The organism is Ferrovibrio sp., assembly GCF_002796975.1.
Classification (GTDB): domain Bacteria; phylum Pseudomonadota; class Alphaproteobacteria; order Ferrovibrionales; family Ferrovibrionaceae; genus Ferrovibrio.
Genome location: NZ_PEKV01000014.1, coordinates 78,489 through 104,787, shown reverse-complemented (window position 1 = coordinate 104,787; position 26,299 = coordinate 78,489). Strand labels below are relative to the sequence as shown.

The window sequence follows — 26,299 nt, the reverse complement described above, 5'->3', positions numbered from 1 at the left end:
CGACATGACGAGCCAGAAGAAGCCGATCCTGATCCTCAACGGGCCCAACCTGAACATGCTGGGCATCCGCGAACCGCATATCTACGGCTCGACCACGCTGGACGAAATCCGGCAGAGCTGCGAGGCCTTCGCCGCCGGGAATGGCGCGACCGTCGACTTCCGCCAGTCCAACCATGAGGGTGTGCTGGTCGACGCGATCCAGCAGGCGCGCGAAACGGCCGCTGCGATTATCTTCAATCCGGCCGGCTACTCGTTTACCTCCGTCGCGCTCTACGATGCGCTGAAGACCTTCGAGGGACCGATCCTCGAGGTGCATATCTCGAATATCCATGCCCGCGACGAGATGCACCGGCACTCAAAACTGTCGGCCGCCGTCACCGGCGTGATCTGCGGCCTCGGCCCGCATGGCTATATCCTGGCCATCCAGGCGGTGCTGCAGAAACTCGGGCGCGGCTAGACGGCGCGATACAGATCGTCAAGATCGAAGCGCATCATCGAACCGGGCAGATCGAGCGCTTTCTCGACCGCTTCACCGTCGATCCATTCAAAACCCGCAACCAGCGCCGCCAGTGCCTGCGCGCGGCTGCTCAGGCCATGGACATAGCAGCGCAGCCGTACTTTCGCCGCTTCGGCGGCAAAGGCATTCAGCGTTGCAATCCGCCGCGTGTCATCGGCAGGACTGCCAGCCAGATTGAGCCCGACCCCATCGGTACCCATACCGGCCAACGCGCCGAAATTCCTGAATTCGGGGGCCACCCGGAACACGAAACGGCGGCAGACCGGGCGGATCGCCGTGGTCACATCCAGCAGCCGGCTCTGCGGTACGCCTTCGGGCAATCCCTCCAGTTCGAGGATCAGAAGCTGCCGCATGGCATCCGGCACCGTGCGGTAGACCTCGAGATATTCCTGCCGGCTCTTCCGCGTCGCCAGGGTTTCGAAATGCACCGGCCATGACATCAGCACACGCTGGCCCTGCGCAATCGCTGGGCCGAAGGCGGCCAGCGCACTGCGAGCGACATGACTGTCGAATTCCACCGGTGTCAGGATCGAATCATACTCGATCCGCAACATCCCGTCGGACTGTACCCGGCCGTAGATTGAAGCTTCGGGCAGAGCCAGGTAGTTGGCGATCGCCTTGTGCCGCGCGTTCCACATCGGGCGGTAACGGATGCTGATCGAGGCCAGCGCCTCGGCTGCATCCATGGTGGGAAAGACAAGCTCTGCCTCGTCCGCCTTGTCCGGTTCCGCCGCAGGCGCATCGTCTGCCTCGCCCTGCTGCAGCAGGCGGTCCAGAAGATCGGCCTTGCTCGACGCGCTGAACAGCAGTGAGCCATCGGATTCGACCACTGCCGTGCTGACTTCGCAGGCGTCGGCCGAGAATCTATCGCCCAGCAGCTTGCGGCCAATCTCTTCCGAAATCTCGTGGCAGCGCAACTGCGCCTGTTCGGGGGTGAGACTGCCGAACACGATGATGAAGGCCAGCTCGTCGTAGCGCGAATAGATATCGTCGGACCCGCAGGATCGCTGGATGGCGCGCAGGGCGATATCCTGCGCGCGAGCGGCGACGCGCGGCCAGTCGTCGCCGATCATCGCGCGGATTCTCTGCAGGCCGACCATGTTGAGCCGGCCGGACAAGATGGTGCGCTTTTCTGCCGACAGCCGTGTGAGACTGTCAAGCAGGCGCTCAATCTCCGGGATCATGTCGCGCGCAGCCTGTTGCGGTGCGGCCTCTTTCTTCCGTCTGGCCCGGCGCGGCGCGGCTTCGGCGCCGAGCAGCTGCTTAATCTTTTCCCGGATCGCCATGGACGGGCTCCCCAAGAGCAGGCTCACCAAGAACCTTGCGGACTAGCCCGAGCAGTTCGGCGATACGAAAGGGTTTTGCAATGGCTTCGTCGGCACCGAACTGTCTGGCGTAATCCAGCACGTCGAACTGGCGGGTGCGCCCGCCGCCAGACATGGCGATGATTCTCACGTGTTCGCTGGTTTTCCTGAAACGCTTGATCGCTTCGAGCCCATCGACATTGGGCATGATCAGATCGGTGATCACAACCTCGAAGGGCAACTTCTCGGCAGCCTCCAGCGCAGCCTGCCCGTCGCCCACCGACGTCACGCCATGTCCGGCCTTGTGCAGCGCAACTACCAAACTCTCCCGGAGAGCTGGCTCGTCGTCCACGATCAGTATCCGCGCCATACCGCCTCAAACGTGACTTGAGGGCGAGGGTAACAAGAATCTCTGGATGTGCAACCCAGAATCGTTATGCTCCCGATGAACTAAACCCTGCATGCGGGGCGACAATATCGGCGATGACTGCTGCCTACACTTCTGAAGCGTCCATCCATGCCATCAATCAGCGTGTTTTCGAGACTTCGCTTGATTTGATCCTTGTCGTCGAACGCGACGGGACGATGCGCCGCGTCAGCCCCAGCGTGCAACATCTCCTCGGCTACCGACCCGAAGAGCTCGTCGGCCTCAACGCCACCGATTTCATACATCCTGACGATCTGGACAGGACACGCGACGAAATGCGCCGGGCGCGGCACACGGGCGTCATGCGCCATTTCGACTGCCGCTACCTGCATAGGGACGGGCGCGTCGTGCATCTGTCCTGGGCCGGCGTATGGTCGGAACTGGAGGGCCAGCATTTCTTCATCGGCCGCGATATGAGCGAACGTATCGCCGCCGAGCAGCAGTTGCGGCACCTTCAGAGGATGGAAGCGATTGGCCAGCTCACCGGCGGCCTGGCACACGATTTCAACAACCTGCTGGCCGTCATCATCGCACGCATCGATCTGGTGATCGACGAGCCGGCGCTGCCGCCCGAAGTGAAGGAGCATATCGAAGCAGCGCTGCATGCCGCCCAGCGCGGCGGCGAACTGACACGTCAGCTCCTGGCATTCTCGCGACAGCAGCCGCAGAATCCCCAGCTGGTCGATGTCAACCCGCTGGTGTCCAGGGCAGTGTCGCTGCTGGAGCATACCATGGATCAACACGTTCAGGTGCAGTTCACGCCTGCCGACCGGCTGTGGCGCACCATGGTGGACCCGGCAAACCTGGAATCGGCGGTCATGAACCTCGCCGTCAATGCCAGGGATGCGATGCCGGCCGGAGGCCGGCTACTCATCGAAACCGCGAATGCGACGCTGGACCAGGTCTATGCCCGCAACAACCCCGGCGCTGCGGCTGGTGATTATGTCTCGATCACCGTGACGGATACCGGGACCGGCATGTCGCAGGATGTGGTCAACCGTGTCTTCGAGCCTTTCTTCACCACCAAGGGAGTCGGCAAGGGCACCGGGCTCGGACTCAGCATGGTGTTCGGCTTCGTGAAACAGTCAGAGGGCCATATCAAGATTTACAGCGAGATGGGACACGGAACCAGCATACGCCTCTACTTCCCCCGCAACCGGTACGAAGAAAGCGAAGACGCCGAACCGGGCACGGTTCCGGCGGTGACCGGCCCGGCTGAGAGCCGTGATTTGGTCCTCCTTGTGGTGGAGGACAACGATATGATCCGGCAAGGCGTGCTGCTGCAACTCACCAAGCTGGGGTATCGCACGCTGGAAGCCAGCAATGCCGCAGACGCCCTCGATATTCTTCGCTCGGATCACGCCATCAGCTTGATGTTCAGCGATGTGGTGATGCCGGGCGGCATGAACGGCTATGAACTCGCCGAACAGGCGCTGGGTCTACGGCCTGACCTGAAGGTACTGCTCACCTCCGGCTTTCCTGGAGCGATTTTGCCGCGGAATGAGGCATCGCGTACAAGTGTTCCCCTGCTCAGCAAGCCTTATCGCATGGTCGATCTCGCAGCGAAGCTGAAGGAGACCTTGGCCATAGGCGACCCGCCATAATTTGACCGCACTCGACTGGCTGATTACGCTGCAATCCAGCCGTTTTCGCCGCCCGAGTCGAGTGCCGCCATGACGGAAGCCGCAGCGCCGCCCATCGACCGCACCACCGTCTGCATCAGCGGCGGCGGGCCGGCCGGCATGATGCTGGGCCTGCTGCTGGCGCGCGCCGGCATCCATGTCACCGTGCTGGAGAAGCACAAGGATTTCTTCCGCGACTTCCGCGGCGACACCATCCATACCTCGACGCTGGAACTGATGCGCGAGCTGGGTCTGCTGGATGAGTTCCTCGAACTGCCGCATCACAAGGTCACCAGCATCGGCGGCAGCTTCGGCGGCGAAAGCATTGCCTTCGGCGATTTCCGCACCCTGCCGACGCAGTGCAAGTTCGTGGCTTTCATGCCGCAATGGGACTTCCTCGATTTCCTCAAAAGGCAGGCCGGGCGCTATCCCGAATTCAATCTTTTAATGGAAGCCGAGGCCATCACGCTTTTACGTGATCTCGGTCGGGTCAGCGGCGTGCGCTGGCGCGGGCCTGACGACGCCGAACACGAGATCGAGGCGCATCTGGTGGTAGCCTGCGATGGCCGCGATTCAACGTTGCGGCACCAGAGCGGCCTGCCGGTGATCGATATCGGCGCACCCATCGATGTGCTGTGGTTCCGGCTGGAGCGTGTCGCCGAGGATCCACAGGATCTGCTCGGCCGTATCGAGACCGGCCAGGCGCTGGTGATGATCGACCGCGGCGATTACTGGCAATGCGCCTATCTGATCCGCAAGGACGGTTTCGATGCCCTGAAAGAGCGCGGCCTGCCGGCATTGCGCGCCGATCTGGCGCGTGTGGCACCGTTTGCCGCCGGCAGGCTCGCGACCGCCATCGACAGCTGGGACAGGCTGAAACTGCTGTCGGTGCAGATCAACCGGCTGCATCGCTGGCATGCGCCGGGGCTGCTGTGTATCGGCGATGCGGCGCATGCGATGTCGCCGGTCGGCGGCGTCGGCATCAACCTCGCCATCCAGGATGCGGTGGCGGCGGCGAATATCTTGTATTCCTGCCTGCGCGAGGCGCAGGAAGAAGGCTCGGCCGTCAATGACAGCCTGCTGGCGGACGTGCAGAGACGGCGCGACTGGCCGACGAAGTTCATCCAGGCCTTCCAGGTGCGGGTGCAGGATTTCCTTGAGCGACGCGTCTTCAACGCGATCGGCCCGGTGAAACCGCCGCTGCTGCTGCGCCTCATCAACCGCATCCCGGTTCTGCGCAGCCTGGGGCCACGGCTGGTGGCGCTGGGGCCGCGGCGCGAACATATCGAGACGCCGGACGTGCATGGCCGCCTGTCCTAGGGCCACGGAACAGGTATACTGCCTCTGCGTTTTCCCATGATGGTTTTCCGCCTGAAATATCTCGCAGCGCTGCTCGCCGTTCTGCTGGTGCTGGCCACGGGTGCGATGGTTGCGCTGCTGGCCTGGCCGCGCGCCGCCGTGCAGACGCTGGCCAGCCACCTGCTGGATCGCCGCGTCCAGATCGCCGAACTGTCGGTCGGTCTGGGCGATCCGGTCACCTTGACCCTGCGCGGACTGCAGATTGCCAATATGCCGGGCGGCAGCAGTGCCGACATGATCGCCATCGAAGCGATCGATGCCACGCTGGATCGCCCGTCGCTGCTGCGCGGCAGGCTGGTCTATGAAAGCCTGCAGGTGACGCGGCCCCGCATCGCACTGGAACGCGACCAGGCCGGCCGCGGCAACTGGGAATTCGGCAGCAGCGACGTCAGTGCTGCACCATCCTCCAGCCGCCTGGTGCTGGTGCCGAAAACCCGCGAGCAGTTTCCCAGCCTGCTGAATGTCCGCCTGACTGGCGGCGAATTGCGTTTCCGCACCTCGTCCGGCAAATGGCTGCGCCTGCCGCTGGACGATCTAACCATCCAGGCCACCGATGAGGATGCGCCGGTCAGCCTGGTGCTGGACGGCGGCTATAACGACACTGATGCACAGCTGACCGCCAGAACGGCCTCCTTCAATGCCTTCCGCGATGCCTCGAAACCTTTCAATGCCGGTTTCAGCATCGCCACGCCGGGCGCGAAGCTGGATTTCAAGGGCCTGCTGCACCGACCGCTCGATTTCGACGGCGTCGAAGGCCGGCTGGCGCTGGAGGCGCGACGGCTGGACGACCTGATCGGCATTTTCGATTCACCTGCCGGCATCGTCGCACCGCTGAAACTGGCCGGCGGCCTCACCCGCAACGGCGATGCCTGGCGGCTGGAGGATGCGCGCGGCGATCTCGGCGGCAATGCCTTTACCGGGCGGATCGCGCTCGATGAAGGCAATCGCGGCGAGGCCGACGACCTGCAGTTCCGCCTCGACTTCGACCGGCTGGACCTGCCGACCGTTTTACCGCAAGGCAGCAGCGACTGGCGCAAGGCCAACCTGCGACCCAGTACGGCGAAGGATGCGGCGCATCTCGATCTGCAGATCAGTGCCGATGCGCTGCTCTATGGCGATCGCAGCCTGAAGCAGGTGGCGGTGGCCGTTGAAGTGGCCAGCGGGCTGATCCGCCTGCACGGCGCCACCGCCAATCTGGGCACGCCGCAACAGGCCGGCCATCTGCGCCTGAACGGCGAGCTGCGCGCTACCGACAATGACAGCGCCAGCCTGAACGCAAACCTGCAGCTGGATCGCGCCGAGGCCGGCACGCTGCTGCAGGCGCTGGGCCTGCGCAACGGCGCAGCACAGATTGCCGGCGCGGTGGAAGCACGCGCTGCACTCCGCATGAATGGCGCGCAGCTGGGCGACGCGCTCAAGACCCTGCAGGGCCATGGCGTGATCGCCATGCAGCAGGGTCGCATCGCGCGCAGCCTGGTGGAGGCAGCCTCGGCTGATCTGCGCGCATTGTTCCGCGACCGCGGCGACAGCACCGCGCTGCGCTGCCTGCTGGCCGCGGCGGAGATCAGCAACGGCATGATGGTGTTGGGACCGCTGATCCTGCGCAGCGACGGCGGCACCATCCGCGGCGGCGGCGGCATCGACCTGACGCGACAGCATCTCGATCTGGTGCTGCGCTCCGATCCGAAAACCACCGGTTTCCTGGCGCTCGACATCCCGCTGCATCTGCAGGGACCGCTCGGCGATATTTCGGCCAAGCCGGATCGTCAGGCCATGCTGCCGCGCCAGACACTGCCCGACCTGCCGCCGGCGCAGGCCGTGCTGGTCCGCGCAAATCCCTGCGCCCAATAGCGAAAAGCCGCGGAAAACCGCAGACAGGAACCGGCGCTTTCGTGGCGACGTTTAGACGGGCAACATTTTGAGGCCCCCGTTATGCCGAGTTCACCGACACAGAACCAACCGAAACCGAAGCCCGGCCTGACTCTCTGGTTCAACCGTTTCGCCAGCCGCGCCGCGCATTTCACCGGCACGCCCTGGGTCTTTGTCACCGCCGTGCTCAGCATTGTGCTCTGGGCAGCAACAGGCCCGCTGCTCGGTTTTTCCGAAGTCTGGCAGCTGACCGTGAATACCGGCACGACGATCATCACCTTCCTGATGGTGTTCCTGATCCAGAACACGCAGAACCGCGATGCCGTCGCCATGCATATCAAGCTGGACGAGCTGATCCGCGCCACGCGCAATGCCGAGAATTCGCTGCTCGACCTGGAGGAACTGACTGAGGACGAGCTGGATCAGTTCCGCAACACCTACGAGAAGCTGGCCGAGAAGGCGCGCCAGACCCAGCAGAAGAAGAAAACGGCGGCCTGACGCATGCTGCAGCCTCTCACCCCTGAAGCCGCCGCGCGCGAAGCCGGCCTGCGGTATGTCAGCGATTCCGGCCCCGGCATCTGCCGCCAGCGCAGCGGCACGGGCTTCAGCTATCGCGATGCAGACGGCACGCTGCTGCGCGATGCAACCACCCTGCAGCGCCTGCGCAGTCTGGCGATTCCGCCGGCCTGGCAGCAGGTCTGGATCTGCCCGCGCAACGACGGCCACATCCAGGCGACGGGGCGCGATGCGCGCGGTCGCAAGCAATATATCTATCACCCGGAATTCCGCGCTTTGCGCGAAAATGGCAAATACGCGGCCCTGCCGGGCTTTGCGCGGCTGCTGCCCGCCATCCGCGCACAGGTGGCGGCAGACATGGCGCGTAGCGGTCTGCCGCGCGAAAAGGTGCTGGGCGCCATCGTCTATCTGCTGGAACGCACGCTGATCCGCATCGGCAATGCCGATTATGCCGAGCAGAATGGCAGCCATGGCCTGACCACGCTGACACGCAAACATGTGAAGGTGGAAAGCGGCCGGCTGCGGTTTCGTTTCACCGGCAAGAGCGGCAAGAGCTGGGATCTGCAGCTGCATGACCGGCGCGTGTTGAAAGTGATCCGCGCCTGCCAAGAATTGCCGGGGCAGGAGCTGTTCCGCTATCGCGCCGAAGACGGCGCGGTGCTGGCGGTCAGTTCGGCTGATGTGAACGAGTATCTGCGCGGCGTCAGCGGCGCTGAGGTGACGGCGAAGGATTTTCGCACCTGGGCCGGCACAGTGATGGCGGCGCTGGCGCTGCAGGCCTTTGGCCCGCCGCAGAGCCAGCGCGAGGCCAAGCGCAATCTGAAAGCTGCGATCACGCAAGTGAGCGGCAAGCTCGGCAACACCGTGACGATCTGTCGCAAATGTTACATCCATCCGGTGGTGATCGACCGCTACATGGCTGGCGATCACCGCCTGCGCATGCCGACCGAAGTCGATATCGCCGGACTACAACCGGAGGAAATCGCGGTTCTACNNNNCCAAAAACCAAATCAATCGCGAAGAAAAATCCGCGACCGAAAAAGATTCTGCATGAAAGACGCGAAACTGTGATGGAGAGCGGAACGCAACCGTAGTTGCGGCGTTATGTCAACGGCCGAGACCTGTCCTGACTTATTCCTGCCGCAGTATAGGTTCGCTATATTGAAAAACGAATCGGTGCCGTCGGATCAGGAAGAAACTAAGGAGTGCCCCCCATGCAGACCAATCTCCAGATCTTCGACTGGACTGTCGATGCCGCCGCCAAGATCGTTGAGAACGATGATTACGTCGTGTCCTTCTACGATGGCGAAGACGGCGATTACGATATTGCCTATATGCGTGCCAAGCAGTCGCAGCGGATGACGCCGGCAGACGAGCGCGTGGCAATGCGCGATGCGCGTGTCGCCTTCAACCTGGCCATGCGGCAGCAGCGGGTCTGACGGCTAGAGGTTAAATTCGGCCGCCAGCAATTCGTAAGAACGCCGCTTCACCTCGCGGCTATGCGTCCAGGTCAGGATGACGATCTCATCCAGCGCCTGCTCCTGCGCCAGCCTGCGCAGTTTCTCCGCCACCTGCGCGGCTGAGCCTGCATAGGATTGCGCCCAGAGATTCTCGACTTCGACTTCCTCGTCACGGCTGAACGGCGGCAGATCATCGGGCGCCAGCAACGGGCCAAGTTTCCCGCGGTTGCGGTCGATGCGCCAGCGCGCGCGGCTGCGGAACCAGTGGCGCGCTTCCGCTTCGGTTTCGGCCGCCAGCGCCCAGACGCAGAGATTGGCTTTCGGCTCGGACAAAAACGGCGAGGGCTTGAAGTTGCGGCGATAGAGATCGAGCGCCTGGCCGGCGCCGCGTCCGTCGGTGATGAAATGCGCGAAGGAATACGGCAGGCCGAAATGCGCTGCCAGCTGCGCGCCATAATCCGAACTGCCCAGCATCCAGACATCCGGCGCGGAAGCCTCGCTCATCGGATGCGCCGTCACGGTGCGGAAGTTGTGGCCTTCCGGCATCTCCAACCCGTTGACCCAATGCAGCAGGTCGCGCACCTGCGCGGGGAAATTGTCGGCGTGGTCGTTGTGCGGATTGAGCGCGAAAGCCGTGCGGCCGTCTGATCCGGGCGCGCGGCCGACACCGAGATCGATGCGGCCGGGCGCCAGCGCATCCAGCACGCGGAACTGCTCGGCCACATGCAGCGCGGAATAATGCGGCAGCATCACGCCGGCTGAGCCGAGCCGAATGCGCTCGGTCTTCATCGCCAATGCTGCCAGCAGCACTTCGGGCGAGGAGCCGGCGATCGAGGCGTGATTGTGATGCTCGGCGATCCAGAAGCGGCTGTAGCCGAGCGCCTCGGTATGCTGCGCGAGGCTGACGGTGTCGCGGATCGCCTGGTCTTCCGGCGTGCCATGCGAGACGGTGGATTGGTCGAGGACGGAAAGGTGGAGCGCGGGCTGGGTCATGGCAGCGATTTAGGACAGCCCCGCACCCCTGACAACTCTTTCTCGTCATCCCCGCGAAAGCGGGGATCCAGGCGGCCGACAAACTGGGTTCCCGCCTTCGCGGGAACGACGAAGATAGGTGTCATCACCCGTTCAGCGCCGCCCACATCTGCTGGTCGCGTTCCGCCGTCCAGATGCGCGGATGGTCGAGGCCCAGCGCCTCGTCATAGGCGCGCGCCACATTGAACGGCTGGCAGTGATCGAAGATGGCGAAGTTGCCGAAACGCGGGCGCATCGCGTCGTTGCAGCGATCGAAGGCTTCCTTCAGCGGCAGGGCTTTCGCGGCCGATTCCGATACCGAGCCATACAAGGTGGTGAGGAAATCGCGGGTCAGCTGCAACCCGTCGCTGACCTCCTTCGGATTGCCCAGCGCATCGCCACGACCGGGCACCAGGGCACGCGGATTGAACTCGCCGATCCTGTCGAGCGTCTTCGGCCAGTCCTTGAAATGCGCATCGCCGCAATAGCAGGCGGAGTGGTATTCGACCAGGTCGCCCGAGAACAGCACACCGGCATCGGGCACCCAGGCGACCGTGTCGCCGGCCGTATGGCCACGACCGAGATGCATGATCTCGACGCGGCGCTTGCCCATATACAATGTGAATTTCTGCGGGAAGGTCATGGTCGGCCAGGTCAGGCCGGGTATGCTTTCGGCCGAACGGAACAGCCGCGGGAAACGGCCGTATTCGGAATCCCAGTCTTCCTTGCCGCGCTCCACGATCAGGCTGCGCGTGGCGTCCGAGGCCAGCACCTGTTCCGGCCGGTAGGCCGAGGCGCCGAGCACGCGCACGGCGTGGTAATGCGTCAGCAGCACATACTTGATCGGCTTATCGGTGACTTTGCGGATATATTCGATCACCTGGTTCGCCATCTTCGGCGTCGCCTGGGTATCGATCACCATCACGCCATCGTCGCCGACAATCACGCCGGTATTGGGATCGCCCTGTGCGGTAAACGCATACAGCCCTTCGCCAAGCTGGGTGAAGCTGACAACTTTTTCTTCCAGATCGGCGGTCGAGGCAAACTGGGGCGCGGCGGACATGCTGGTTTCCTTCCCGGCGGGCTTTTTATCCCGGCAGGATAGGGGATGCGCCAATCCCGCTGCAATGCCTTATCAATGCCGCGACTGCATGTCGCCGAAGGTATCGCCGCGGCTGCTGACCGAGTCATAGCCCATCATGCGCGCCACGGCCTGGCGCGCCCGCGCCAGCCGGCTTTTCACCGTGCCGATATTCACGCGCTGCAGCCGCGCCACCTGTTTGTAGGACATGCCCTGCGCGCCGATCAGGATCATCGCCTCGCGCTGTGCCGGCGACAGATCCTGCATGGCTTCCGTCACCTCGCGCAGCTCGATCTTGCCGGTCTGCGCCGCCGGCACGCGCAACATGGCCGTCAGCGCGCCATCGGGATCGGGCACTTCGCGGCGACGCTGGCGCAGATGATTGAAATAGGTGTTGCGCAGGATGCGATAGAGCCAGGCCCGCATGTTGGTGCCGCGCGCGAAGCTGCTGCGATTGGCCCAGGCCTTGACCAGGGTTTCCTGCATCATGTCCTCGGCCAGACTGGGATTGCGGCACAGGACATAAGACCAACGCCGCACCACAGGCATCTCACGCACCAGATGCGACCGGAAATAACGCTCGAAATTCATAACGCCTCATCGCTTGGATGCACTGCACTGACATCCAACCGAACGGGCCCTTTCGCAGCGGGGTTCCGGTTGCGGGCCGCTTGTCACAGCGCTGCTGCGTGTTTCACACAGCAGAACGGCAAACCGCGGTTTCCCACGATTTGCCGTCGCTGCGTCTCATGAGGCGATGAGAGTTTAGTGCTGGCCGCCCTTGCGACCGGCGGCTGCGGCACGTTCGCGGTCATGCGCGAAGTTGCCGCCGCTCTCCTGGCCGCCCTTGCGGCCGGCGGCTGCCGCCAGTTCCCGGTTCTGCGAAAAACTGCGTTTCTCGTCCGGTACCGAACGGCCGCCCTTGCGCGCAATCTCGCGCTGGCGCTCCGGATCCATCGCGGCGAAACCACGGCCCGACCGTTTGGGCGCGTCCTGTGGACGCGTCTCGGTTTGTGGCATCCCTTCCCCGTTGGTCTGGGCACCATAGGGCTGACCCGTCTGGGACGGGCCGTGCTGATACGGCGGGGAATTCGGGTTCTCAGCCATGTCGGTCCTCCTTTTCCATCTCTCTTGACCCAGTCCAAACACCTCAGAGGCCCGCCTGTTCCGCTTCGGCAGGGTCAAAAGCCGCCCGAAGATAAAATTCGGGCAAAAAAATTGGCGGATGTCGAAACATCCGCCGAGTTGGGGGGAAGGACCTACAGAGGAAAAGATACGCGCACTGGTAAACTGGGGGCCGCTAGACCGTCGGGGGCCGGCGTCCGGTGATCAGATGCGCGATCAGGCTGACCACGAAGACCACCAGGAAGATGAAGAAGAGAACCTGGGCGATGCTGGCCGAGGCCGCGGCAATACCGCCAAACCCGAACAGACCGGCAATCAGCGCCAGAACGAAGAAAATCAGGGCCCAATAGAGCATGTCGGCTCTCCTTTCTGATTGGCCGGTGCAGGCCCCGATCACGTGGGGGAAGGGCGCTGGGAGCCTGCACCGGCCGTGCAGTCGGGAATGAAACGGGCTGGCGCGGGTTCGGTTCAGCGGCGAACCGCTAGAAAACCGCGAGAAAGCTGTGACAGGGAATGTCACAGGGCAGCCGTGGCGCAACATAAAATTGCGCGGTTTTCCGCCTGAAACAGAGCGAAACGAGGCTGTGATCAGCCGCGGGATCAGCCCTTGAGGATGGTTTCGACCATGCGCTGCACTTCGGCGGCTTCCGAAAGCTTTGCCAGATCCTGGCCAGACTCCTCTCCGGCACCGCGGGTCAGTGCCGCCACCTTGTCGAGCTGGCGTTTCAGCACCAGGGGACGCATTTTCTCGTTCGGCAGGGCATCCGGCGCCTCGCGCCAGCTGCCGTCCTTCTCCTGCTTTTCCGCAATCGACCAGTCGCGCAGGCGGATCGCGCCGTTCGGGCCGCTGATGCGGAAGATATTGTGATCCGGCTTGTCGGTTTCGCCGACCACGCCACTGAGACTGACCGGCAGGCTGCCGGCGGTGAGCGCGGCGGCGATGCTGCGCTCCGATTTGCCGGCCTCCGGATATGCAACGCTGTGCGATTGCAGACTCAGCGGCCCGAACAAGCGCCGCGCCAGGAACAGGAAATGCGATCCCACTTCGCGCGTGAAACCGCCCTGCGCGCGCGCATCCAGCCAGTTCACCGCATCGACCTGCCAGGGCCGCGGCCAGGCAGCGAAACCGATCTCGATATCGATACGCTGCACATCGCCCGTCACGCCCTCAGCCATCCATTCGCGCAGCTGATCGACCGCGAAGGAGGAGGCGAAGGGGAAATTGATCCCGCCGCGCGCCTTGCTCTTCTGCGCTTCCGCCACGAAGGCGTCGGCATCCGCGACGTCGACGGCGAGCGGCTTCTCGCAGAAGACCGCAAGCCCTTTGGCAAAGGCGGCGCGTGCATAGGTCAGATGCGAGGCCGGCGGCGAGGCGATGTAGAGACAGTCGCTGGCCGCGGTCACCGCATCGGATGAAGCGTGCTGCATCACCTGCGGCAAGTCCGACTTCAATCGTGCCATTGCCGGCGCGGACGGATCCCACACGCCGGCCACGGTCAGCACCGCCGGATCGTGGTTCAGCGCGGCGCGCAGCAGGCGCTCGCCCATGATGCCGTAACCGATGAAGCCGAGACGGACGGAAGCGGACGACATGCAGAGACTTTCTGATGAACTGTTTGACGCACGCCCATAGGGGCGGCGCATTATATGCGGCATCCCAGTGGTCCATGCGAATTGGTTCGAGCGCCAGAAGTGCCGTTATCTACCCTCACCCGGGCGAACGACCGTGCTGAGACGCCGGAGGATCTTCAACCTCTACGCACATTCAGGCCGGACACGCCACTTAAAAATTACTAGATATCCGCGAAATATTTTCCTCGCATAACCTGCTTACAAAGCCATGTGGTATTCGCATACCCGCAAGACGTTCTTTGCAAGTGCAACAAATAGCCGTATGCGGCATAACCACCTCGCCGCAGCGTTGAGTTTCGCGGCGCTTTCCCGCGGGAAGGGGAAGTCTCCACGACCGTTGCCGCGCCGATGCAGTGCTACCGGCATCGCCATGAGCGCAGCGGTCCCTGTTCCAGAAACGGACTCGAACGCCGCCCGGGCCATGCCGCCCGCGCGCATAGGAGACTTTTGCCATGCGTCGCCGCCTGTTCTCTTGGCTGAAAATCGGCCCCCGGATTTATCTCGTCATCGCCATCATGGCGCTGCTCACCGCCGGCATCGGCTGGATGGGCGTCTTCTCCATGGATCGCTACGAAACCCAGAGCAACCAGATGTCCTCGCTGTCCGACCGCGCGCTGACCAGCCAGCGCGTGCTCGGCCATATCATCAATACCCGCGCCATCACGCTCGACATCTATGCCGCCACCAGCGGTGCCGAACTGAGCAAGCATGTCGCGACGATGGAAGTCGAGATCCGCACGATCGAGGAAATTCTGACACACTGGGAAGCCGTGATCCCGGCGGAAACCCGGCAATCCTTCAACGATGGCGTGAAGACGCCGCTGCAGTCCTATTTCGCCAATCGCCGCGCGCTCGCCGTGGCCGCGGCGGAAGGCGGCTCGGAGGCCGCCAAGGCGATTGGCCGCGCGCCGGGCGTGCAGAAGCAGCGCGACGACGTTGTCGCCACCCTGCGCGGTGCCGCGGACCGCAACTCCAAGGCCGTCGACGGCATGAATGCCACGCTGACCGAATTCTATAACACCCAGCGCCCGGCGATGATCTGGGCCACCGCCATCGGTCTGCTGGCCGCCATCGTGCTCGCCGGGCTGATCGTCGTGCTGACCATCACTCGCCCGATCACGCGCATCACCGGCACCATGGGCAAGCTGGCCGATGGCGACCTGAAAGTGGCCGTCGACGGCGCGCAGCGCAGCGACGAGATTGGCGCGATGGCCAGGACCGTGCAGGTGTTCAAGGACAACATGGTGGCCCGCGCCGAAGCCGAGGCCCAGATCGAGGCCGACCGCCAGAGGCAGACCGCCGAACGCGAGGCCCGCGAAGCCCGCGAGCGCGCCGCCATCGCAGAAATCTCCGATCTCTGCGACACCATGGCCGCCGGCAATCTGGAGAAGCGCCTGAACGAGGGCGACAAGGACGGCTTCCTGCTGACCATGAGCCAGAAGCTGAACGGCCTGGCCGGCATGCTGCAGGCCATGACCAACGAACTGGCCACCATCACCTCGGCGCTGGCCGATGGCGATGTGACCAAGCATGTGGAGGGCGACTATGCCGGCGTGTTCGGTTCGCTGAAGGACAGCGTCAACCGCATGGCCGGAACCCTGAAGGACTTCGCCGGCCGGCTGCGCAACGCCTCTTCGGCAGTGCGCGATGCCTCGGGCGAAATCTCTGCGGGCAGCCAGGATCTGGCCCAGCGCACGGAATCGCAGGCCGCTTCGATTGAAGAAACCGCCGCCTCGATGCACGAGATCACCGCCACCGTGAAGCAGAATGCCGACAATGCGCAGGCTGCCAACCAGCTGGCCGGTGCGGCGCGGATCACCGCCGAGAAGGGTGGGCGGATCGTCACCGATGCCGTCACCGCCATGAACGGCATTGAGCAGAGCGCGCAGAAGATCAGCGATATCGTCGGGCTGATCGACGAGATCGCCTTCCAGACCAATCTGCTTGCCCTTAACGCCAGCGTTGAGGCCGCGCGGGCAGGCGAAGCCGGCAAGGGCTTCGCCGTGGTGGCGCAGGAAGTGCGCGCACTCGCCCAGCGCTCGGCCTCGGCCTCGAAGGACATCAAGGGCCTGATCCAGGAGTCGAATACGCAGGTGCGCAGCGGCGCCGGCCTGGTGCAGCAGACCGGTTCAAGCCTGGACGAGATCGTCAATGCCGTGAAGAAGGTGGCCGATATCGTCGCCGAGATCGCGGCGGCCTCGCGCGAGCAGGCCACCGGTCTCGACCAGATCAACACCGCGGTCGCCAGCATGGACGAGACCACGCAGCGCAACGGCGCACTGGTGGAGGAAACCTCAGCAGCGGCGCAGGCCCTGTCGGGCCAGGCGCATGAGCTGAACGGGCTGGTCGGCTTCTTCCGCACCGGTGAACCGGTCTCGGCGAACAGCAACACCGCCGCCCGGACGGCGCCGGTGGCCGTGAAGCCGGCTGCAAAGCCGGTGGTCGCGAAACCCGCTGCCCGCCAGCGGCCGCAGGTCGCCGGCAACACCGCGCTGAAAGCCGACGACGACACCTGGGAGGAATTCTGAGATGCAGCGCGAATATCTCACCTTCGCCATCGCCGCCCAGGATTACGGCGTCGATATCCTGAGCGTGCGCGAAATCCGCGGCTGGACGAAGGAAACGCCGCTGCCCAATACGGCGGGCGGCGTGCGCGGCGTGATCAACCTGCGCGGCCAGGTGATCCCGATCTTCGACCTGCGCATCCGGCTCCATGCCGAAGCGACGCCGCCGACCGCCAACCATGTGGTGATCATCGTGGAGGCGCGCGCCGGCATCTACGGCCTGCTGGTCGACGCGGTCTCCGACATCGTGTCGCTGGACGAGACCGACCTGCAGCCGGTGCCCGATACGGTGGCGGATGCCGAACACGGCTTCCTCACCGCGCTGGCGACACGCGGCGAACACATGGTGTCGCTGCTTGATCTCGACCGTCTGGTGGAAGGGCGCACTGTTGCGGCGCTCAATGCCCCAGGCAGCGATATTGAAACCCCATTGCTGGATGCCGCCTGAGTAGAGTGCGTCAGTACACGAGTAGCGTAAGATTAGAGTTGCAGAGTACAGTTCAGTTTGAGTACGGCATCCAGTGGGCGGGCGTCAGGTTACGGCGCCCGCCCTTTTTTATTCTTCTATTGTATTGTCATGCCCGAACTTGATCCGGGCATCCCATTTCCAGACACCCACAATAAAATGGGATCCTCGGGTCAAGCCCGAGGATGACGCGCTTTGCGCGTCACTTCACCCGGAACGGCAGGTTCGCCGTCGCGGCCGCGCCCTTGCCGTCGCGCGCGGTGACGAACAGGCGGTAGTTGCCGGGCTGCAACCCCGCGATGGTGACGCCCTTCGGGCCCGGCTCGCGGATCGCCTGCGGAAAGACCGGCGGCGCCTGTTCGGCATCGCCATAGGTTTTCAGGTCGGTGCTTTCCGCCATCACCTGCCAGACCACGCCGAAGGGATCGCCATCGGGGTCGTCGACGGCGATTTCGGCGCGCATCGTCTGGTCGCGGTTCCATTCATTGCCCTGCGGCAGCCGGAACAGTGCGATGCGCGGCGAACGATTGCCCTGCGGTGTGTTGCCGCCCCAGGCCGCCGCCATCGCCTCGGCCGTTCTGGTATATTCACCGCCCTGCAATAACAGGCTGTGCCAGGTCGGCGTCACTTCCTGCTTCTGGCCCCAGTAGAAAACGATATAGCCCTGCACCTTGGGCTGCAGCGCGCTGAACCAGCGCGACAGCATCGCCGCCTTCTCATCGCTGCTCGGTTCGATCGCGGCGCCCCAGGGCGTGCGCGGCGCCTGCCACTGGCCGAGCGGCCCCATCTCGGTGACGATCAGCGGACCCTTCCAGCCCTGCGCGCGCACGCGGTCGGGCAGCGAGGGCAGCGCCTCGCCGTAGGAGTTGATGCCGAGCACCTGCACGCTGGGCGCATGGCGGCGGAAGCGCGTCACCTTGTCGGTGCCGGTCTCGGCCAGCACCGCCAGTGTCGGATGCTGCGGATCGAGCCGGCGCACCAGTTTCGCTGCTTCCTCGATGCCGGTCCAGACATGCGCGTCGTCGGCGACATCGGCCTCGACCTCGTTGCCCAGACCCCACATCAGCAGCGCGGGATGGGTCTTGTACCGGTTGACGAATTCGGTGAGGCGCTGCAGCTGCGGCCCGACCTGGGCGAGATCGCGATAGTTGAAGCCACGGCGCGGATGTTCGAGCCAGAAGCCGGCGATCACCTTCAGACCGGCCTTCTGCGCCTCATCCAGCACGAACCCCGTCTCATCGCCGTAGGTCCGGACTGTCGTGGCGCCGAGCTGCTTGAGCAGGCCGAAACGCGTCTGCCCGGCCGCGCCGACCACGGCAAAGGGTTTGCCGTCGACCAGGATGGCATCGCCATGCACCTCCACCGTGGCGGCCACGGCAGATGGCGCGGCGGCCAGCAGCGCGGCGGCGAGGGACAGCATGAACAGGGAAGCGGCAAAGGCGGTGCGGAGCATGGCGAGACTCATGCCGGGAAGCCCCGGCCCATGCAAGCGCTTTGAAGCCGCAGGGTGATCTCCGGTGTGGATAAGCCTCGTCGCGCACCGTAATCCCCCCAGATGATCACAGCGAGGTTAGTCCGCGGGCGCAGCGACGCTGGTGCCGGGACTGGTTTTCTCCACCGTGGCAACCGCCCGTTCCGCTTCTGAAAGATTGGCGGCCGGCGAGACGCCGGACGCGGCCGCGCCGGTGCGCAGCGGAATCTCGCGCAGGAAAACGACGATCACCATCGCCAGCGCCGCGATGCCGGCGGCGAGCCAGAACACGACCTGGAAAGCATCGGTCATGGCGAGCGCGACGCCGTCGCGCAGGGCGGCCGGCGTGGACGCCAGCGCATCCGGACCGTCGCGCAGCAGCTGCGCGGCCGGATGCGGACCCAGCACGGCGGTGCCCGGCAGCGCCGCGATCAGCCGGTCGAGCATGGCGATCAGCACCGCGCTGAACAGCGCCACGCCGAACGAGCCGCCCATCGAGCGGAAGAAGGAGACCGAGGCCGTGCCGACGCCGAGGTCGCGCATCTCGACCGAGTTCTGCACCGAGATCAGCATCACCGGCATGAACAGGCCAATGCCGTAGCCGGACAGGCCCATATAGAGGGCGCTGAGCCAGTGCGGCGTCGCGGCGTTGACCGTGCCGAGCAGCAGCATGGCAGCCACCTGCAGGGCGAGACCGATCAGCGGGAAATGCTTGTAGCGGCCGGTGCGCATAACCAGCTGGCCGGCGGTCAGCGCACCGCCCACAGCCGTAAGGGTCAGCGGGATCATCAGCAGTCCGGCCTGGTCGGCCGGCAGGCGGTAGACCAGCTGCAGGAACAGCGGCATGAAGACCAGGCCGCCGATCATGATCATGGCGAGCAGCACGCTGGCCGCCATCGCGATCACGTAATTGCGGTTATGGAACAGCCGCGGCGGCAGGATCGGCTCGGGTGCGCGGCGTTCCTGCCAGATGCTGAGGGCGAACAGCAGCACCGCGGCAAGGCCAAGGCCGAGGATGACCGGCGAATTCCAGGCGACGTCGTTACCGCCCATCGTGGTGATCAGCAGGATGCAGCAGACCGCCGAGACGATCAGCACCGCGCCGGCATAGTCGATTTTGTGACGCAGGCGTTTGACCTGCAGGCGCTTGAGCGTGCGTTCCGCCGCGATCAGCGCGGCCAGCCCGAACGGCAGGTTGATCCAGAAGATCCATTGCCAGCCGAGATGCGCGGTGAACACGCCGCCCAGCACCGGGCCGGCGACACTGGCGACGGCGAAGACGGCGGCGATATAGCCTTGATAACGGCCGCGTTCGCGCGGGCTGACCACATCGGCGACGGTGGCATGCGCCATCGCCAGCAGACCGCCGCCGCCCAGGCCCTGCAGGGCGCGATAGACGATCAGCTCGGTCATCGTCTGGGCCAGGCCGCAGAGCAGCGAGGTGATCAGGAAAATCCCGATCGCCGTCTGCAGCATCAGCTTGCGGCCGTAGAGATCGGACAGCTTGCCGTAGATCGGCGTCGCCGCGGTCGAGGTCAGCAGATAGGCCGACACCACCCAGGACATATGTTCGGCGGTCTTCAGTTCGGCGGCGATGCCCGGCAGCGCGGTGGTGACGATGGTCTGCTCCAGCGCGGCCAGGAACATGCCGAGTGTCAGCCCGGCAATGATGACGATCTTTTCCTGGTGGCTGAAAACAGGCGGGCCAGCCTCGGGGGAGACTGCAGCAGATGACGGTGTCATGACGCTCAACGGGCAGGGCGGCGCGCCAGAGGCAGGGTGCGGGAGGCTGCGGCGCCGGAAACGGTCGTGCGACGTCTACCTAGCCCCGTGCCACGGGGCTGACAAGGCGGAATGCGCTGGCCGGCGCAGAAACCAAGTTCGGTAATTGGTTCAGCACACGCTGGTTCCCGCGCCCGGCTTCGGTTAGCGTCTGCGGCACCGTTCCGACCGGAGTCTGCCATGCTGCTGTTCCTTGAACGCGTGACCGAGCGCGCCCTGTTTGCCAGCCGCTGGATCATGGCGCCGTTTTATCTCGGCCGGGCCGTGGCGCTGATCCTGCTGCTGGTCAAGTTCATGCAGGAACTCTTCCACGCCGTGCCCAATGTCTTCGCCATGAGCGAGGCGGAACTGGTGCTCTCGATCCTGTCGCTGATCGACCTGTCGCTGGCCGGCAACCTGCTGCTGCTGGTGATCTTCTCCGGCTATGAGAATTTCGTCTCCAAGATCGATCATGCCAATGACAAGGACCGTCCCGAATGGATGGGCAAGATCGACTATTCCGGCATGAAGCTGAAACTGGTGGCCAGCATCGTCGCCATTTCGGCCATCCAGCTGCTGCGCGCCTTCATGAATATCGAAAATCGCGACAATACCGAACTGGCCTGGCTGGTCGGCATCCATCTCACCTTCGTGGTCTCCGGCGTACTGCTCGCGCTGATGGACCGCCTGACGGAATCCGCCGAAGGCCACGGCAAGGATCCGCATATCCCGCAGGATACCGATGTGAAGGACGGCACGGTGATCGAGCATGACGACAGGCCGCATGACGACAGGCCGGGCCGCAGGGACAGCGGCAGGACGTCATAACATCATGCAGCCGCGCAGCATGATGGCTGTGCTGCTCGGCGTCCTGGCTTTTGCACTCGCCGGCTGTGCCAGCGATCGCTTTGCCGATTACGCACCGCTGGATGGTGCGGTGCAGAGCCCGCATCCCGAGACAGTGCCGCAGGCCTCGCGCGAGGGCGACATCCTGCCGGGCTACGATGTCGCGCGCTCGTTCTTTCCGCTGGCTTTGAGCGGCGCGCTGGTCGACTACAGCCGCGGTTCCGGACGCGGCTTCAACACCGTGCTGATGGCCGACTTCAATTCCGTCACCGCCGATCCCGAGCAGCCGCTGGAAGCCCAGCTGGCCGCGGCCGACGGTTCCAGATTGCAGCTGCTGCGCGCGACACCGGACAACTGGGGCAGGCTGCAGCATGCGGCTTTGCTGGATGCCAGCGACATCGCAGTGGTGGCGATGCCACGTGGCCCCAACGGCTCTACGGCGGAAGGCCGCGAAGCTTTTGCGCGCAGTGTGCGACGGCACCACGGCCGTCCAGTCTGGGCCCTGCTGCCGGCCAGCGCACACACCGGCAATGGCGAAACGCTGCCCGATCCGGATGAAGCACAGGTGATGGCCTTCGCTGCGCTGATGNNGGCATCGCGCCGGCGCCGCAATCGGATTACGGCATCCAGACCGGCGCCGGCCTGCCGGCACTGAAGGCCACGCCCGGCGATGTCGCCGCCGCGCGCCGGCTGTGGAGCGCGGTGACCCAGCTCAACCGCCGCATCGCGCGACTGGTGCCGGCGCTGCTGCAGCCCGATGCGCCGGATCGCTACACGGTCGCGACGCGGATCGAACGCCATGCCCGCGAGACACCGCCGCGGTTGCGCAGCCTGCTGAAGCCGGCCGGGGATGACGGCCTGCTGCTGATCCTGCTGAATGAAGGCGCGCAGGCCGAAGAGTTCCGCATCGGCTTTGCGCGCGCGATCCGCAGCCTGAACCGCGTCGACGATGCCGCGCCTGTCACGGCCGATCCGGAGCGCGGCCTGTTCCGCGACAGCATTCCGGCGCGCGGTCTGCGGCTTTACCGTATTACCCTGGCGCGTTAACGCCGAAGATTCTACTTGGGCAAGATAGTGTCGCAGAGCGCTGCGACCGCGTCGCTGTCCCTGCCCTGCACCACATAACTGCAGGCCCCGCGCTCTGCAGCGGTCACCGTGACGGCCACGCCGCGCTTCGGGCAGATGCCAAGGCAGCGCACGCGCGCCACCCGCACATCTTTCTTGTGGCCCGCCGCCTTCACGCTGTCCTTCAGCTTCTGTGTCAGCTCCACGCCATGGCCGCCGTCGCATTCCGAACACACCAGCACCAGCGCGGTCGACCACGGCTGCTCTGCAGGTTCGAGGATGTATTTTTTCGACGACATGAAGGAGGACCGGAAAAGAACGGACGATCAGGGGCTTCTGACTTAGGACACTGCCACGCTTCGCTCAAGCGACTGTTGCGAAAATACCATGGCCAAGCTTGTCGTGACGGATCGGCGTCAGTTGCCATGTTTCTGCCCTGAAGCAGGTTCCATTTATCCAGCGCCCGCCCGGCTGCACCAGACAGCACAACAGGGCGGCACCCCGCCTCGTCAAACTTGGTACAGGAGTCGATACCCATGATCCGCCTCGCCCCGACCATCCTCGCCGCATCTGCGGCTGCACTGCTCGCTACCACCGCACTGGCCCCTGCATCGCAGGCCCAGGAGAACAAGCTGAATTACGGCTCTTACGCCGGCATCACCGGCGGCTATCTGATGCCGCGGGATACCGACCGCTCCGGCGGCGGCACGCTGGAACGCGACCAGGGCTATGGCATCTCGGCCCAGTATGGCCATCGCTTCCGCAACAACCTGCGCCTCGAAGGCGAACTCGGCTATGGCAATATCGACAATGAACGCTACAGCGCCAATGGCGGCAGTGCCGGCGTCGGCGGCGACACCGACCAGTATTCGCTGACCGGTGCGGCCTATTACGACATCGCCACCGGCACGCCGCTGACGCCGTATTTCGGCGGCGGCGCCGGCATCGTGCACCAGCGCCAGGATCGCGCCGCGGTCACTGCGAACGGTTCGACACTCGGCGGCAACGACGGCAACGCCACCGACTTCACGGCCTTCGGCGAAGCCGGCGTTGCCTACAAGGTGTCCGATGGCCTGGAGATCGTGCCGAGCTATCGCTACCAGTGGATCAACGACGGCGCGCAGGGGCTGGACGACAGCACCCAGCATGTCGCCCGCATCGGCTTCCGCAGCTGGTTCTGAACCACCACGGGCGGAGGATGGCCGTGTAAAGCGGGGGGCCAGCCCACGGCCGCTTTGCCGGAACGGCGGAGAGCAATCTCCGCCGTTTTTTATGGTTCAGTGACAGCGATCTTCGTCGCCCCGCGAACCGGGACTGCCTAAGTCATCAAGAATGGGGCAATCGGGCCGGTCGTCGCCGTGACAGGCTTCGGCGAGATGCTGCAGGCTGCGTTTCATCGCCTGCAGTTCGGCGATCTTGCGCGTCAACTCGTCGATATGCTTGAGCGCGATCTCCTTCACGGCAGCGGACGGCCGTGCATCGTCCTGCCACAGGCCGAGCAGCATGCGGATATCTTCCAGCGCGAAGCCGAGATCGCGCGCACGGCGCACGAAGCGCAGCAGATGCACGTCGCGTTCGCTGTAGACGCGATAGCCCGCCTGCGTGCGGCCAGCTTCGGGCATCAGGCCGATGCTTTCGTAATAGCGGATCATCTTGGCGCTGACGCCGGAATGGCTGCTCGCCTGCCCGATATTCACGGCCGTACCTCCTGACGAATAGCTGTGGGCCGCCAGCGCCGCAGCAGCAGCGCATTGGTCAGCACCGACACCGAACTCAGCGCCATCGCCGCACCGGCCAGCACCGGATCGAGCAGGCCGAAGGCGGCGAGCGGAATGCCGACCACATTGTAGCCAAAGGCCCAGGCGAGATTCTGGCGGATGCGGGTATCGGTCGCGCGCGCAATCTGGATCGCATCGGCGACCAGCAGCGGATCGCCGCGCATCAGCGTGACCCCGGCGGTCTGCATCGCAGCATCCGTGCCGCCCCCCATCGCAATGCCGAGATCGGCCGCCGCCAGCGCCGGCGCATCGTTGACGCCGTCGCCGACCATGGCGACATCGCCGCCGGCGGCCTGCCGCAATTCCGCCAGCACCTTCGACTTGTCTTCCGGCAGCAGGCTGGCGCGCACCTCGTCGATCCCGAGCCGGGCCGCCACTGCGCTGGCCGCAGCAGGACTGTCGCCCGACAGCATGGCGACGCGCAGGCCCATCCGTTTCAGCCGTGCGATCGCCGCGGCTGCCGTCGCCTTGGGCTCGTCGCCGAAGGCGAAAAGCCCGAGCAGCTGCTTGCTGTCGTCATCCGCGAGCCAGGACACCGTACGGCCAAGGGCTGCCTGGTCATCGGCAAAGGCGCGCAACGACGCACTATCGACGCCGTGTTCGACCAGCAGCCGCGCATTGCCAAGCAGAAGATGACGGCCGTCTACCGTGCCGCAGATGCCGCGGCCGGCGAAATCGCGGAAGTCCTGCACCGGCGGCAGGTCGATATCACTGGCGCGGTTCTCGAACTTGGCGCGGATGGCCGCCGCCAGCGGATGCTGCGAACCCGCCTGCAGGGCAGCGGCAAGACGCAGCAGCGCGGCATCATCGCCCTCCATGGCATGCAGGGCCGCCACCACCGGTTTGCCTTCGGTCAGCGTGCCGGTCTTGTCGAAAGCGACCAGCCGCAGATCGCGCGCCTGCTCCAGCGCGGCTGAGTCACGGATCAGGATGCCGTGACGCGCCGCGACGCCGGTGCCGACCATCAATGCGGCCGGCGTGGCGAGGCCGAGCGCGCAGGGGCAGGCGATCACCAGCACGGCAATCGCATGCAGCAGTGCCGTCTCGACATTGCCGCCGCCGCTGCCAATCCCGCCCAGCGTGAGCGTCAGCGTGAAGGTGACCAGTGCGACGAACAGCACGACGGGCACGAAGATGCTGCTGATACGGTCGACCAGCTGCTGCACCGGCGGCTTGCTGGCCTGGGCGCTTTCCACCAGGCGCAGGATGCGCGCCAGCATGGTTTCACCGGCGGTGGCTTCGATCCGCACCGCCAGTAATCCATCGCGGTTGATCGTGCCGGCGCGCACGACATCATTCGGTTGCTTCTCGACCGGCAGGGATTCGCCCGTCAGCATCGCTTCATCGACGCTGCCATGGCCTTCGATCACGATCCCATCGGCGGCAAAAGCCTCGCCGGCGCGCAGCAGCAGGATGTCGCCCGGCTGCAACACTGCAGTCTCGACGGTTTCCTCACTGCCATCAGCCTTGCGGCGCCGCGCAGTTGCCGGCCGCAGCTGCAGCAATGCCTTCAGCGCCGCGGCGGTCTGGCCGCGGGCGCGTGCCTCCAGCCATTTGCCGAGCCGCACGAAAGCGATGATGGCGACCGAGCCTTCATAATAGAGATGCGGTACCACTCCGTGTTCGATATGCGGCAGCGCCGCGATCCACAGCCAGGTGCTGAGGCCCCAGGCCGCCGTGGTGCCGAGCGCCACCAGCAGATCCATATTGCCGGTGCCGGCACGCAACGCGCCCCAGCCGGCGCGGTAGAAGCGCCAGCCGAGCAGGAACTGCACCGGCGTCGCGATCAGGAACTGCGCCAGCGGCGAGAGCATCAGCTGGTGATGCCCCAGCAGGCTGGCGATCATGCCGCCAATGAAAGGCGTGGCGAGCGCGAGCGTCAGCAATGCGAGATTGCGTTCGCGCGCCAGATGCCGTGCTGCCTCGGCGCTGCGCTGCGCCATCGCCGGCGCGGCATCCGTCGCGCCATCGTCAAAAGGGCGCGCCTCGTAACCTGCCTTGCGCACGGCGGCGATCAGAGATGCTGCATCGAGGCTGCCGCGCGGCGCGATCACCTCGGCACTTTCGCCGGCGAGATTGACGCTGGCCTGTGCAACGCCCGGCAGTGCAGCGAGCGCCTTCTCGACACGGCCAACGCAGGAGGCGCAGCTCATGCCCTCGATGGCGAGATGAAAGCGCTCCTGTGGCACGGCATAGCCGGCTTTTTCCACCGCCTGCACGACACCAGCAGGTGTGGCAGGTCCTTCGAAAATCACATGCGCGGATTCAGAGGCGAGGTTGACGCTGGCGCTGGCGACGCCGGGCAGGGCGCGCAGCGCCTTTTCCACCCGGCCGGCGCAGGAGGCGCAGCTCATTCCGGCGACCGGGAGATCGAGACTTTGGGAGATCGACATGACCTGAACTTTCATAAGACGGCAGAGCCGTC

24 protein-coding genes and 1 pseudogene are annotated in these 26,299 nt (G+C 64.9%); 12 read left to right on the top strand and 13 right to left on the bottom strand.

Going from position 1 to position 26,299, the window contains the following annotated elements; all coding sequences use genetic code 11:
• Positions 1–4: 4 nt before the first annotated feature.
• Positions 5–457, top strand: a complete 453-nt coding sequence (aroQ, locus tag CTR53_RS16905) for a type II 3-dehydroquinate dehydratase (protein WP_290816090.1) — start codon at positions 5–7, stop codon at positions 455–457.
• Here aroQ and CTR53_RS16900 read toward each other — a convergent pair.
• The gene (locus CTR53_RS16900; RefSeq protein ID WP_290816087.1) at positions 454–1,803 is read right to left on the bottom strand and encodes a hypothetical protein; all 1,350 of its coding nucleotides are present in this window, start codon (positions 1,801–1,803) and stop codon (positions 454–456) included. The genes aroQ and CTR53_RS16900 overlap by 4 nt on opposite strands.
• Positions 1,781–2,191 (bottom strand): response regulator, encoded by a 411-nt coding sequence (locus tag CTR53_RS16895; protein ID WP_290816084.1) that lies wholly within the window; start codon positions 2,189–2,191, stop codon positions 1,781–1,783. Before CTR53_RS16895 ends, CTR53_RS16900 begins: the two co-directional genes overlap by 23 nt.
• A 113-nt stretch (positions 2,192–2,304) precedes the next feature.
• On the opposite strand from CTR53_RS16895, the gene CTR53_RS16890 reads away from it, so the two are divergent.
• From CTR53_RS16890 to CTR53_RS16865, 6 genes are all read left to right on the top strand, one after another.
• Positions 2,305–3,852, top strand: coding sequence for an ATP-binding protein (locus tag CTR53_RS16890; protein WP_290816081.1), 1,548 nt, complete (start codon positions 2,305–2,307; stop codon positions 3,850–3,852).
• Positions 3,853–3,921: 69 nt separating this feature from the next.
• Complete coding sequence (locus tag CTR53_RS16885; RefSeq protein WP_290816078.1) at positions 3,922–5,190, top strand: FAD-dependent oxidoreductase; 1,269 nt, start codon at positions 3,922–3,924, stop codon at positions 5,188–5,190.
• 36 nt (positions 5,191–5,226) lie between these two features.
• Positions 5,227–7,080: an AsmA-like C-terminal region-containing protein gene (locus CTR53_RS16880; RefSeq protein WP_290816074.1), complete on the top strand. Its 1,854-nt coding sequence runs from the start codon at positions 5,227–5,229 to the stop codon at positions 7,078–7,080.
• Between the two features lie 81 nt (positions 7,081–7,161).
• Positions 7,162–7,596, top strand: a complete 435-nt coding sequence (locus CTR53_RS16875; RefSeq protein ID WP_290816071.1) for a low affinity iron permease family protein — start codon at positions 7,162–7,164, stop codon at positions 7,594–7,596.
• A 3-nt stretch (positions 7,597–7,599) separates the two neighbouring features.
• The gene (locus CTR53_RS16870; protein ID WP_290816068.1) at positions 7,600–8,685 is read left to right on the top strand and encodes a DNA topoisomerase IB; all 1,086 of its coding nucleotides are present in this window, start codon (positions 7,600–7,602) and stop codon (positions 8,683–8,685) included.
• A gap of 143 nt (positions 8,686–8,828) precedes the next feature.
• Positions 8,829–9,053: a hypothetical protein gene (locus CTR53_RS16865; RefSeq protein WP_290816065.1), complete on the top strand. Its 225-nt coding sequence runs from the start codon at positions 8,829–8,831 to the stop codon at positions 9,051–9,053.
• A 3-nt stretch (positions 9,054–9,056) separates the two neighbouring features.
• Here the strand turns inward: CTR53_RS16865 and CTR53_RS16860 are convergent, their stop codons facing one another.
• The 6 genes from CTR53_RS16860 to CTR53_RS16835 all read right to left on the bottom strand — a co-directional run bounded on the left by CTR53_RS16860 (position 9,057) and on the right by CTR53_RS16835 (position 13,884).
• A complete protein-coding gene (locus CTR53_RS16860; RefSeq protein WP_290816062.1) occupies positions 9,057–10,067 on the bottom strand; it encodes an LLM class flavin-dependent oxidoreductase in 1,011 nt (336 codons plus the stop codon).
• Positions 10,068–10,191: 124 nt separating this feature from the next.
• Positions 10,192–11,148, bottom strand: a complete 957-nt coding sequence (locus CTR53_RS16855; protein ID WP_290816059.1) for an MBL fold metallo-hydrolase — start codon at positions 11,146–11,148, stop codon at positions 10,192–10,194.
• A 72-nt stretch (positions 11,149–11,220) separates the two neighbouring features.
• Positions 11,221–11,757 carry a sigma-70 family RNA polymerase sigma factor gene (locus tag CTR53_RS16850; RefSeq protein ID WP_290816057.1) on the bottom strand — a complete coding sequence of 179 codons (537 nt, stop codon included), beginning with the start codon at positions 11,755–11,757 and terminating at the stop codon, positions 11,221–11,223.
• A 174-nt stretch (positions 11,758–11,931) separates the two neighbouring features.
• A complete protein-coding gene (locus CTR53_RS16845) occupies positions 11,932–12,186 on the bottom strand; it encodes a general stress protein (protein ID WP_290816170.1) in 255 nt (84 codons plus the stop codon).
• 280 nt (positions 12,187–12,466) lie between these two features.
• Complete coding sequence (locus CTR53_RS16840) at positions 12,467–12,646, bottom strand: DUF1328 family protein (protein WP_290816054.1); 180 nt, start codon at positions 12,644–12,646, stop codon at positions 12,467–12,469.
• Between the two features lie 245 nt (positions 12,647–12,891).
• On the bottom strand, positions 12,892–13,884 hold the full coding sequence (locus CTR53_RS16835) for a Gfo/Idh/MocA family oxidoreductase (protein ID WP_290816051.1): 993 nt from the start codon (positions 13,882–13,884) through the stop codon (positions 12,892–12,894).
• A 491-nt stretch (positions 13,885–14,375) separates the two neighbouring features.
• On the opposite strand from CTR53_RS16835, the gene CTR53_RS16830 reads away from it, so the two are divergent.
• Entirely contained in the window at positions 14,376–16,451 is a 2,076-nt protein-coding gene (locus tag CTR53_RS16830; protein WP_290816048.1) for a methyl-accepting chemotaxis protein, read from the top strand.
• 1 nt (position 16,452) lies between these two features.
• Entirely contained in the window at positions 16,453–16,935 is a 483-nt protein-coding gene (locus tag CTR53_RS16825; RefSeq protein WP_290816046.1) for a chemotaxis protein CheW, read from the top strand.
• A gap of 220 nt (positions 16,936–17,155) precedes the next feature.
• Here the strand turns inward: CTR53_RS16825 and CTR53_RS16820 are convergent, their stop codons facing one another.
• Entirely contained in the window at positions 17,156–18,406 is a 1,251-nt protein-coding gene (locus CTR53_RS16820; protein ID WP_290816043.1) for a glycoside hydrolase family 2 TIM barrel-domain containing protein, read from the bottom strand.
• A gap of 117 nt (positions 18,407–18,523) precedes the next feature.
• Entirely contained in the window at positions 18,524–20,167 is a 1,644-nt protein-coding gene (locus CTR53_RS16815; protein WP_290816040.1) for an MDR family MFS transporter, read from the bottom strand.
• Between the two features lie 219 nt (positions 20,168–20,386).
• On the opposite strand from CTR53_RS16815, the pseudogene CTR53_RS16810 reads away from it, so the two are divergent.
• Together CTR53_RS16810 and CTR53_RS16805 are read left to right on the top strand one after the other, a co-directional pair.
• Positions 20,387–20,881, top strand: a pseudogene (locus CTR53_RS16810) (TIGR00645 family protein); the annotation flags it as partial.
• 852 nt (positions 20,882–21,733) lie between these two features.
• The gene (locus tag CTR53_RS16805) at positions 21,734–22,078 is read left to right on the top strand and encodes a hypothetical protein (protein ID WP_290816034.1); all 345 of its coding nucleotides are present in this window, start codon (positions 21,734–21,736) and stop codon (positions 22,076–22,078) included.
• An 11-nt stretch (positions 22,079–22,089) separates the two neighbouring features.
• Here CTR53_RS16805 and CTR53_RS16800 read toward each other — a convergent pair whose 3' ends face one another.
• Entirely contained in the window at positions 22,090–22,395 is a 306-nt protein-coding gene (locus tag CTR53_RS16800; RefSeq protein ID WP_290816032.1) for a (2Fe-2S) ferredoxin domain-containing protein, read from the bottom strand.
• Positions 22,396–22,632: 237 nt separating this feature from the next.
• On the opposite strand from CTR53_RS16800, the gene CTR53_RS16795 reads away from it, so the two are divergent.
• On the top strand, positions 22,633–23,277 hold the full coding sequence (locus CTR53_RS16795) for an outer membrane beta-barrel protein (protein ID WP_290816029.1): 645 nt from the start codon (positions 22,633–22,635) through the stop codon (positions 23,275–23,277).
• 96 nt (positions 23,278–23,373) lie between these two features.
• On the opposite strand, the gene cueR is transcribed toward CTR53_RS16795, so the two are convergent.
• Together cueR and CTR53_RS16785 are read right to left on the bottom strand one after the other, a co-directional pair.
• On the bottom strand, positions 23,374–23,793 hold the full coding sequence (gene cueR / locus CTR53_RS16790) for a Cu(I)-responsive transcriptional regulator (protein ID WP_290816026.1): 420 nt from the start codon (positions 23,791–23,793) through the stop codon (positions 23,374–23,376).
• Positions 23,790–26,267: a heavy metal translocating P-type ATPase gene (locus CTR53_RS16785; RefSeq protein ID WP_290816023.1), complete on the bottom strand. Its 2,478-nt coding sequence runs from the start codon at positions 26,265–26,267 to the stop codon at positions 23,790–23,792. The genes cueR and CTR53_RS16785 overlap by 4 nt, the downstream gene beginning before the upstream one ends.
• Positions 26,268–26,299 lie beyond the last annotated feature (32 nt).

What these genes read in the sequence shown, in the direction of transcription:
- aroQ (WP_290816090.1), top strand. Translation starts at nt 5, where the DNA reads ATGACGAGCCAGAAGAAGCCGATCCTGATCCTCAACGGGCCCAACCTG.
- CTR53_RS16900 (WP_290816087.1), bottom strand. Translation starts at nt 1,803, where the DNA reads ATGGCGATCCGGGAAAAGATTAAGCAGCTGCTCGGCGCCGAAGCCGCG.
- CTR53_RS16895 (WP_290816084.1), bottom strand. Translation starts at nt 2,191, where the DNA reads ATGGCGCGGATACTGATCGTGGACGACGAGCCAGCTCTCCGGGAGAGT.
- CTR53_RS16890 (WP_290816081.1), top strand. Translation starts at nt 2,305, where the DNA reads ATGACTGCTGCCTACACTTCTGAAGCGTCCATCCATGCCATCAATCAG.
- CTR53_RS16885 (WP_290816078.1), top strand. Translation starts at nt 3,922, where the DNA reads ATGACGGAAGCCGCAGCGCCGCCCATCGACCGCACCACCGTCTGCATC.
- CTR53_RS16880 (WP_290816074.1), top strand. Translation starts at nt 5,227, where the DNA reads ATGATGGTTTTCCGCCTGAAATATCTCGCAGCGCTGCTCGCCGTTCTG.
- CTR53_RS16875 (WP_290816071.1), top strand. Translation starts at nt 7,162, where the DNA reads ATGCCGAGTTCACCGACACAGAACCAACCGAAACCGAAGCCCGGCCTG.
- CTR53_RS16865 (WP_290816065.1), top strand. Translation starts at nt 8,829, where the DNA reads ATGCAGACCAATCTCCAGATCTTCGACTGGACTGTCGATGCCGCCGCC.
- CTR53_RS16860 (WP_290816062.1), bottom strand. Translation starts at nt 10,067, where the DNA reads ATGACCCAGCCCGCGCTCCACCTTTCCGTCCTCGACCAATCCACCGTC.
- CTR53_RS16855 (WP_290816059.1), bottom strand. Translation starts at nt 11,148, where the DNA reads ATGTCCGCCGCGCCCCAGTTTGCCTCGACCGCCGATCTGGAAGAAAAA.
- CTR53_RS16850 (WP_290816057.1), bottom strand. Translation starts at nt 11,757, where the DNA reads ATGAATTTCGAGCGTTATTTCCGGTCGCATCTGGTGCGTGAGATGCCT.
- CTR53_RS16845 (WP_290816170.1), bottom strand. Translation starts at nt 12,186, where the DNA reads ATGCCACAAACCGAGACGCGTCCACAGGACGCGCCCAAACGGTCGGGC.
- CTR53_RS16840 (WP_290816054.1), bottom strand. Translation starts at nt 12,646, where the DNA reads ATGCTCTATTGGGCCCTGATTTTCTTCGTTCTGGCGCTGATTGCCGGT.
- CTR53_RS16835 (WP_290816051.1), bottom strand. Translation starts at nt 13,884, where the DNA reads ATGTCGTCCGCTTCCGTCCGTCTCGGCTTCATCGGTTACGGCATCATG.
- CTR53_RS16830 (WP_290816048.1), top strand. Translation starts at nt 14,376, where the DNA reads ATGCGTCGCCGCCTGTTCTCTTGGCTGAAAATCGGCCCCCGGATTTAT.
- CTR53_RS16825 (WP_290816046.1), top strand. Translation starts at nt 16,453, where the DNA reads ATGCAGCGCGAATATCTCACCTTCGCCATCGCCGCCCAGGATTACGGC.
- CTR53_RS16820 (WP_290816043.1), bottom strand. Translation starts at nt 18,406, where the DNA reads ATGCTCCGCACCGCCTTTGCCGCTTCCCTGTTCATGCTGTCCCTCGCC.
- CTR53_RS16815 (WP_290816040.1), bottom strand. Translation starts at nt 20,167, where the DNA reads ATGACACCGTCATCTGCTGCAGTCTCCCCCGAGGCTGGCCCGCCTGTT.
- CTR53_RS16800 (WP_290816032.1), bottom strand. Translation starts at nt 22,395, where the DNA reads ATGTCGTCGAAAAAATACATCCTCGAACCTGCAGAGCAGCCGTGGTCG.
- CTR53_RS16795 (WP_290816029.1), top strand. Translation starts at nt 22,633, where the DNA reads ATGATCCGCCTCGCCCCGACCATCCTCGCCGCATCTGCGGCTGCACTG.
- CTR53_RS16785 (WP_290816023.1), bottom strand. Translation starts at nt 26,267, where the DNA reads ATGTCGATCTCCCAAAGTCTCGATCTCCCGGTCGCCGGAATGAGCTGC.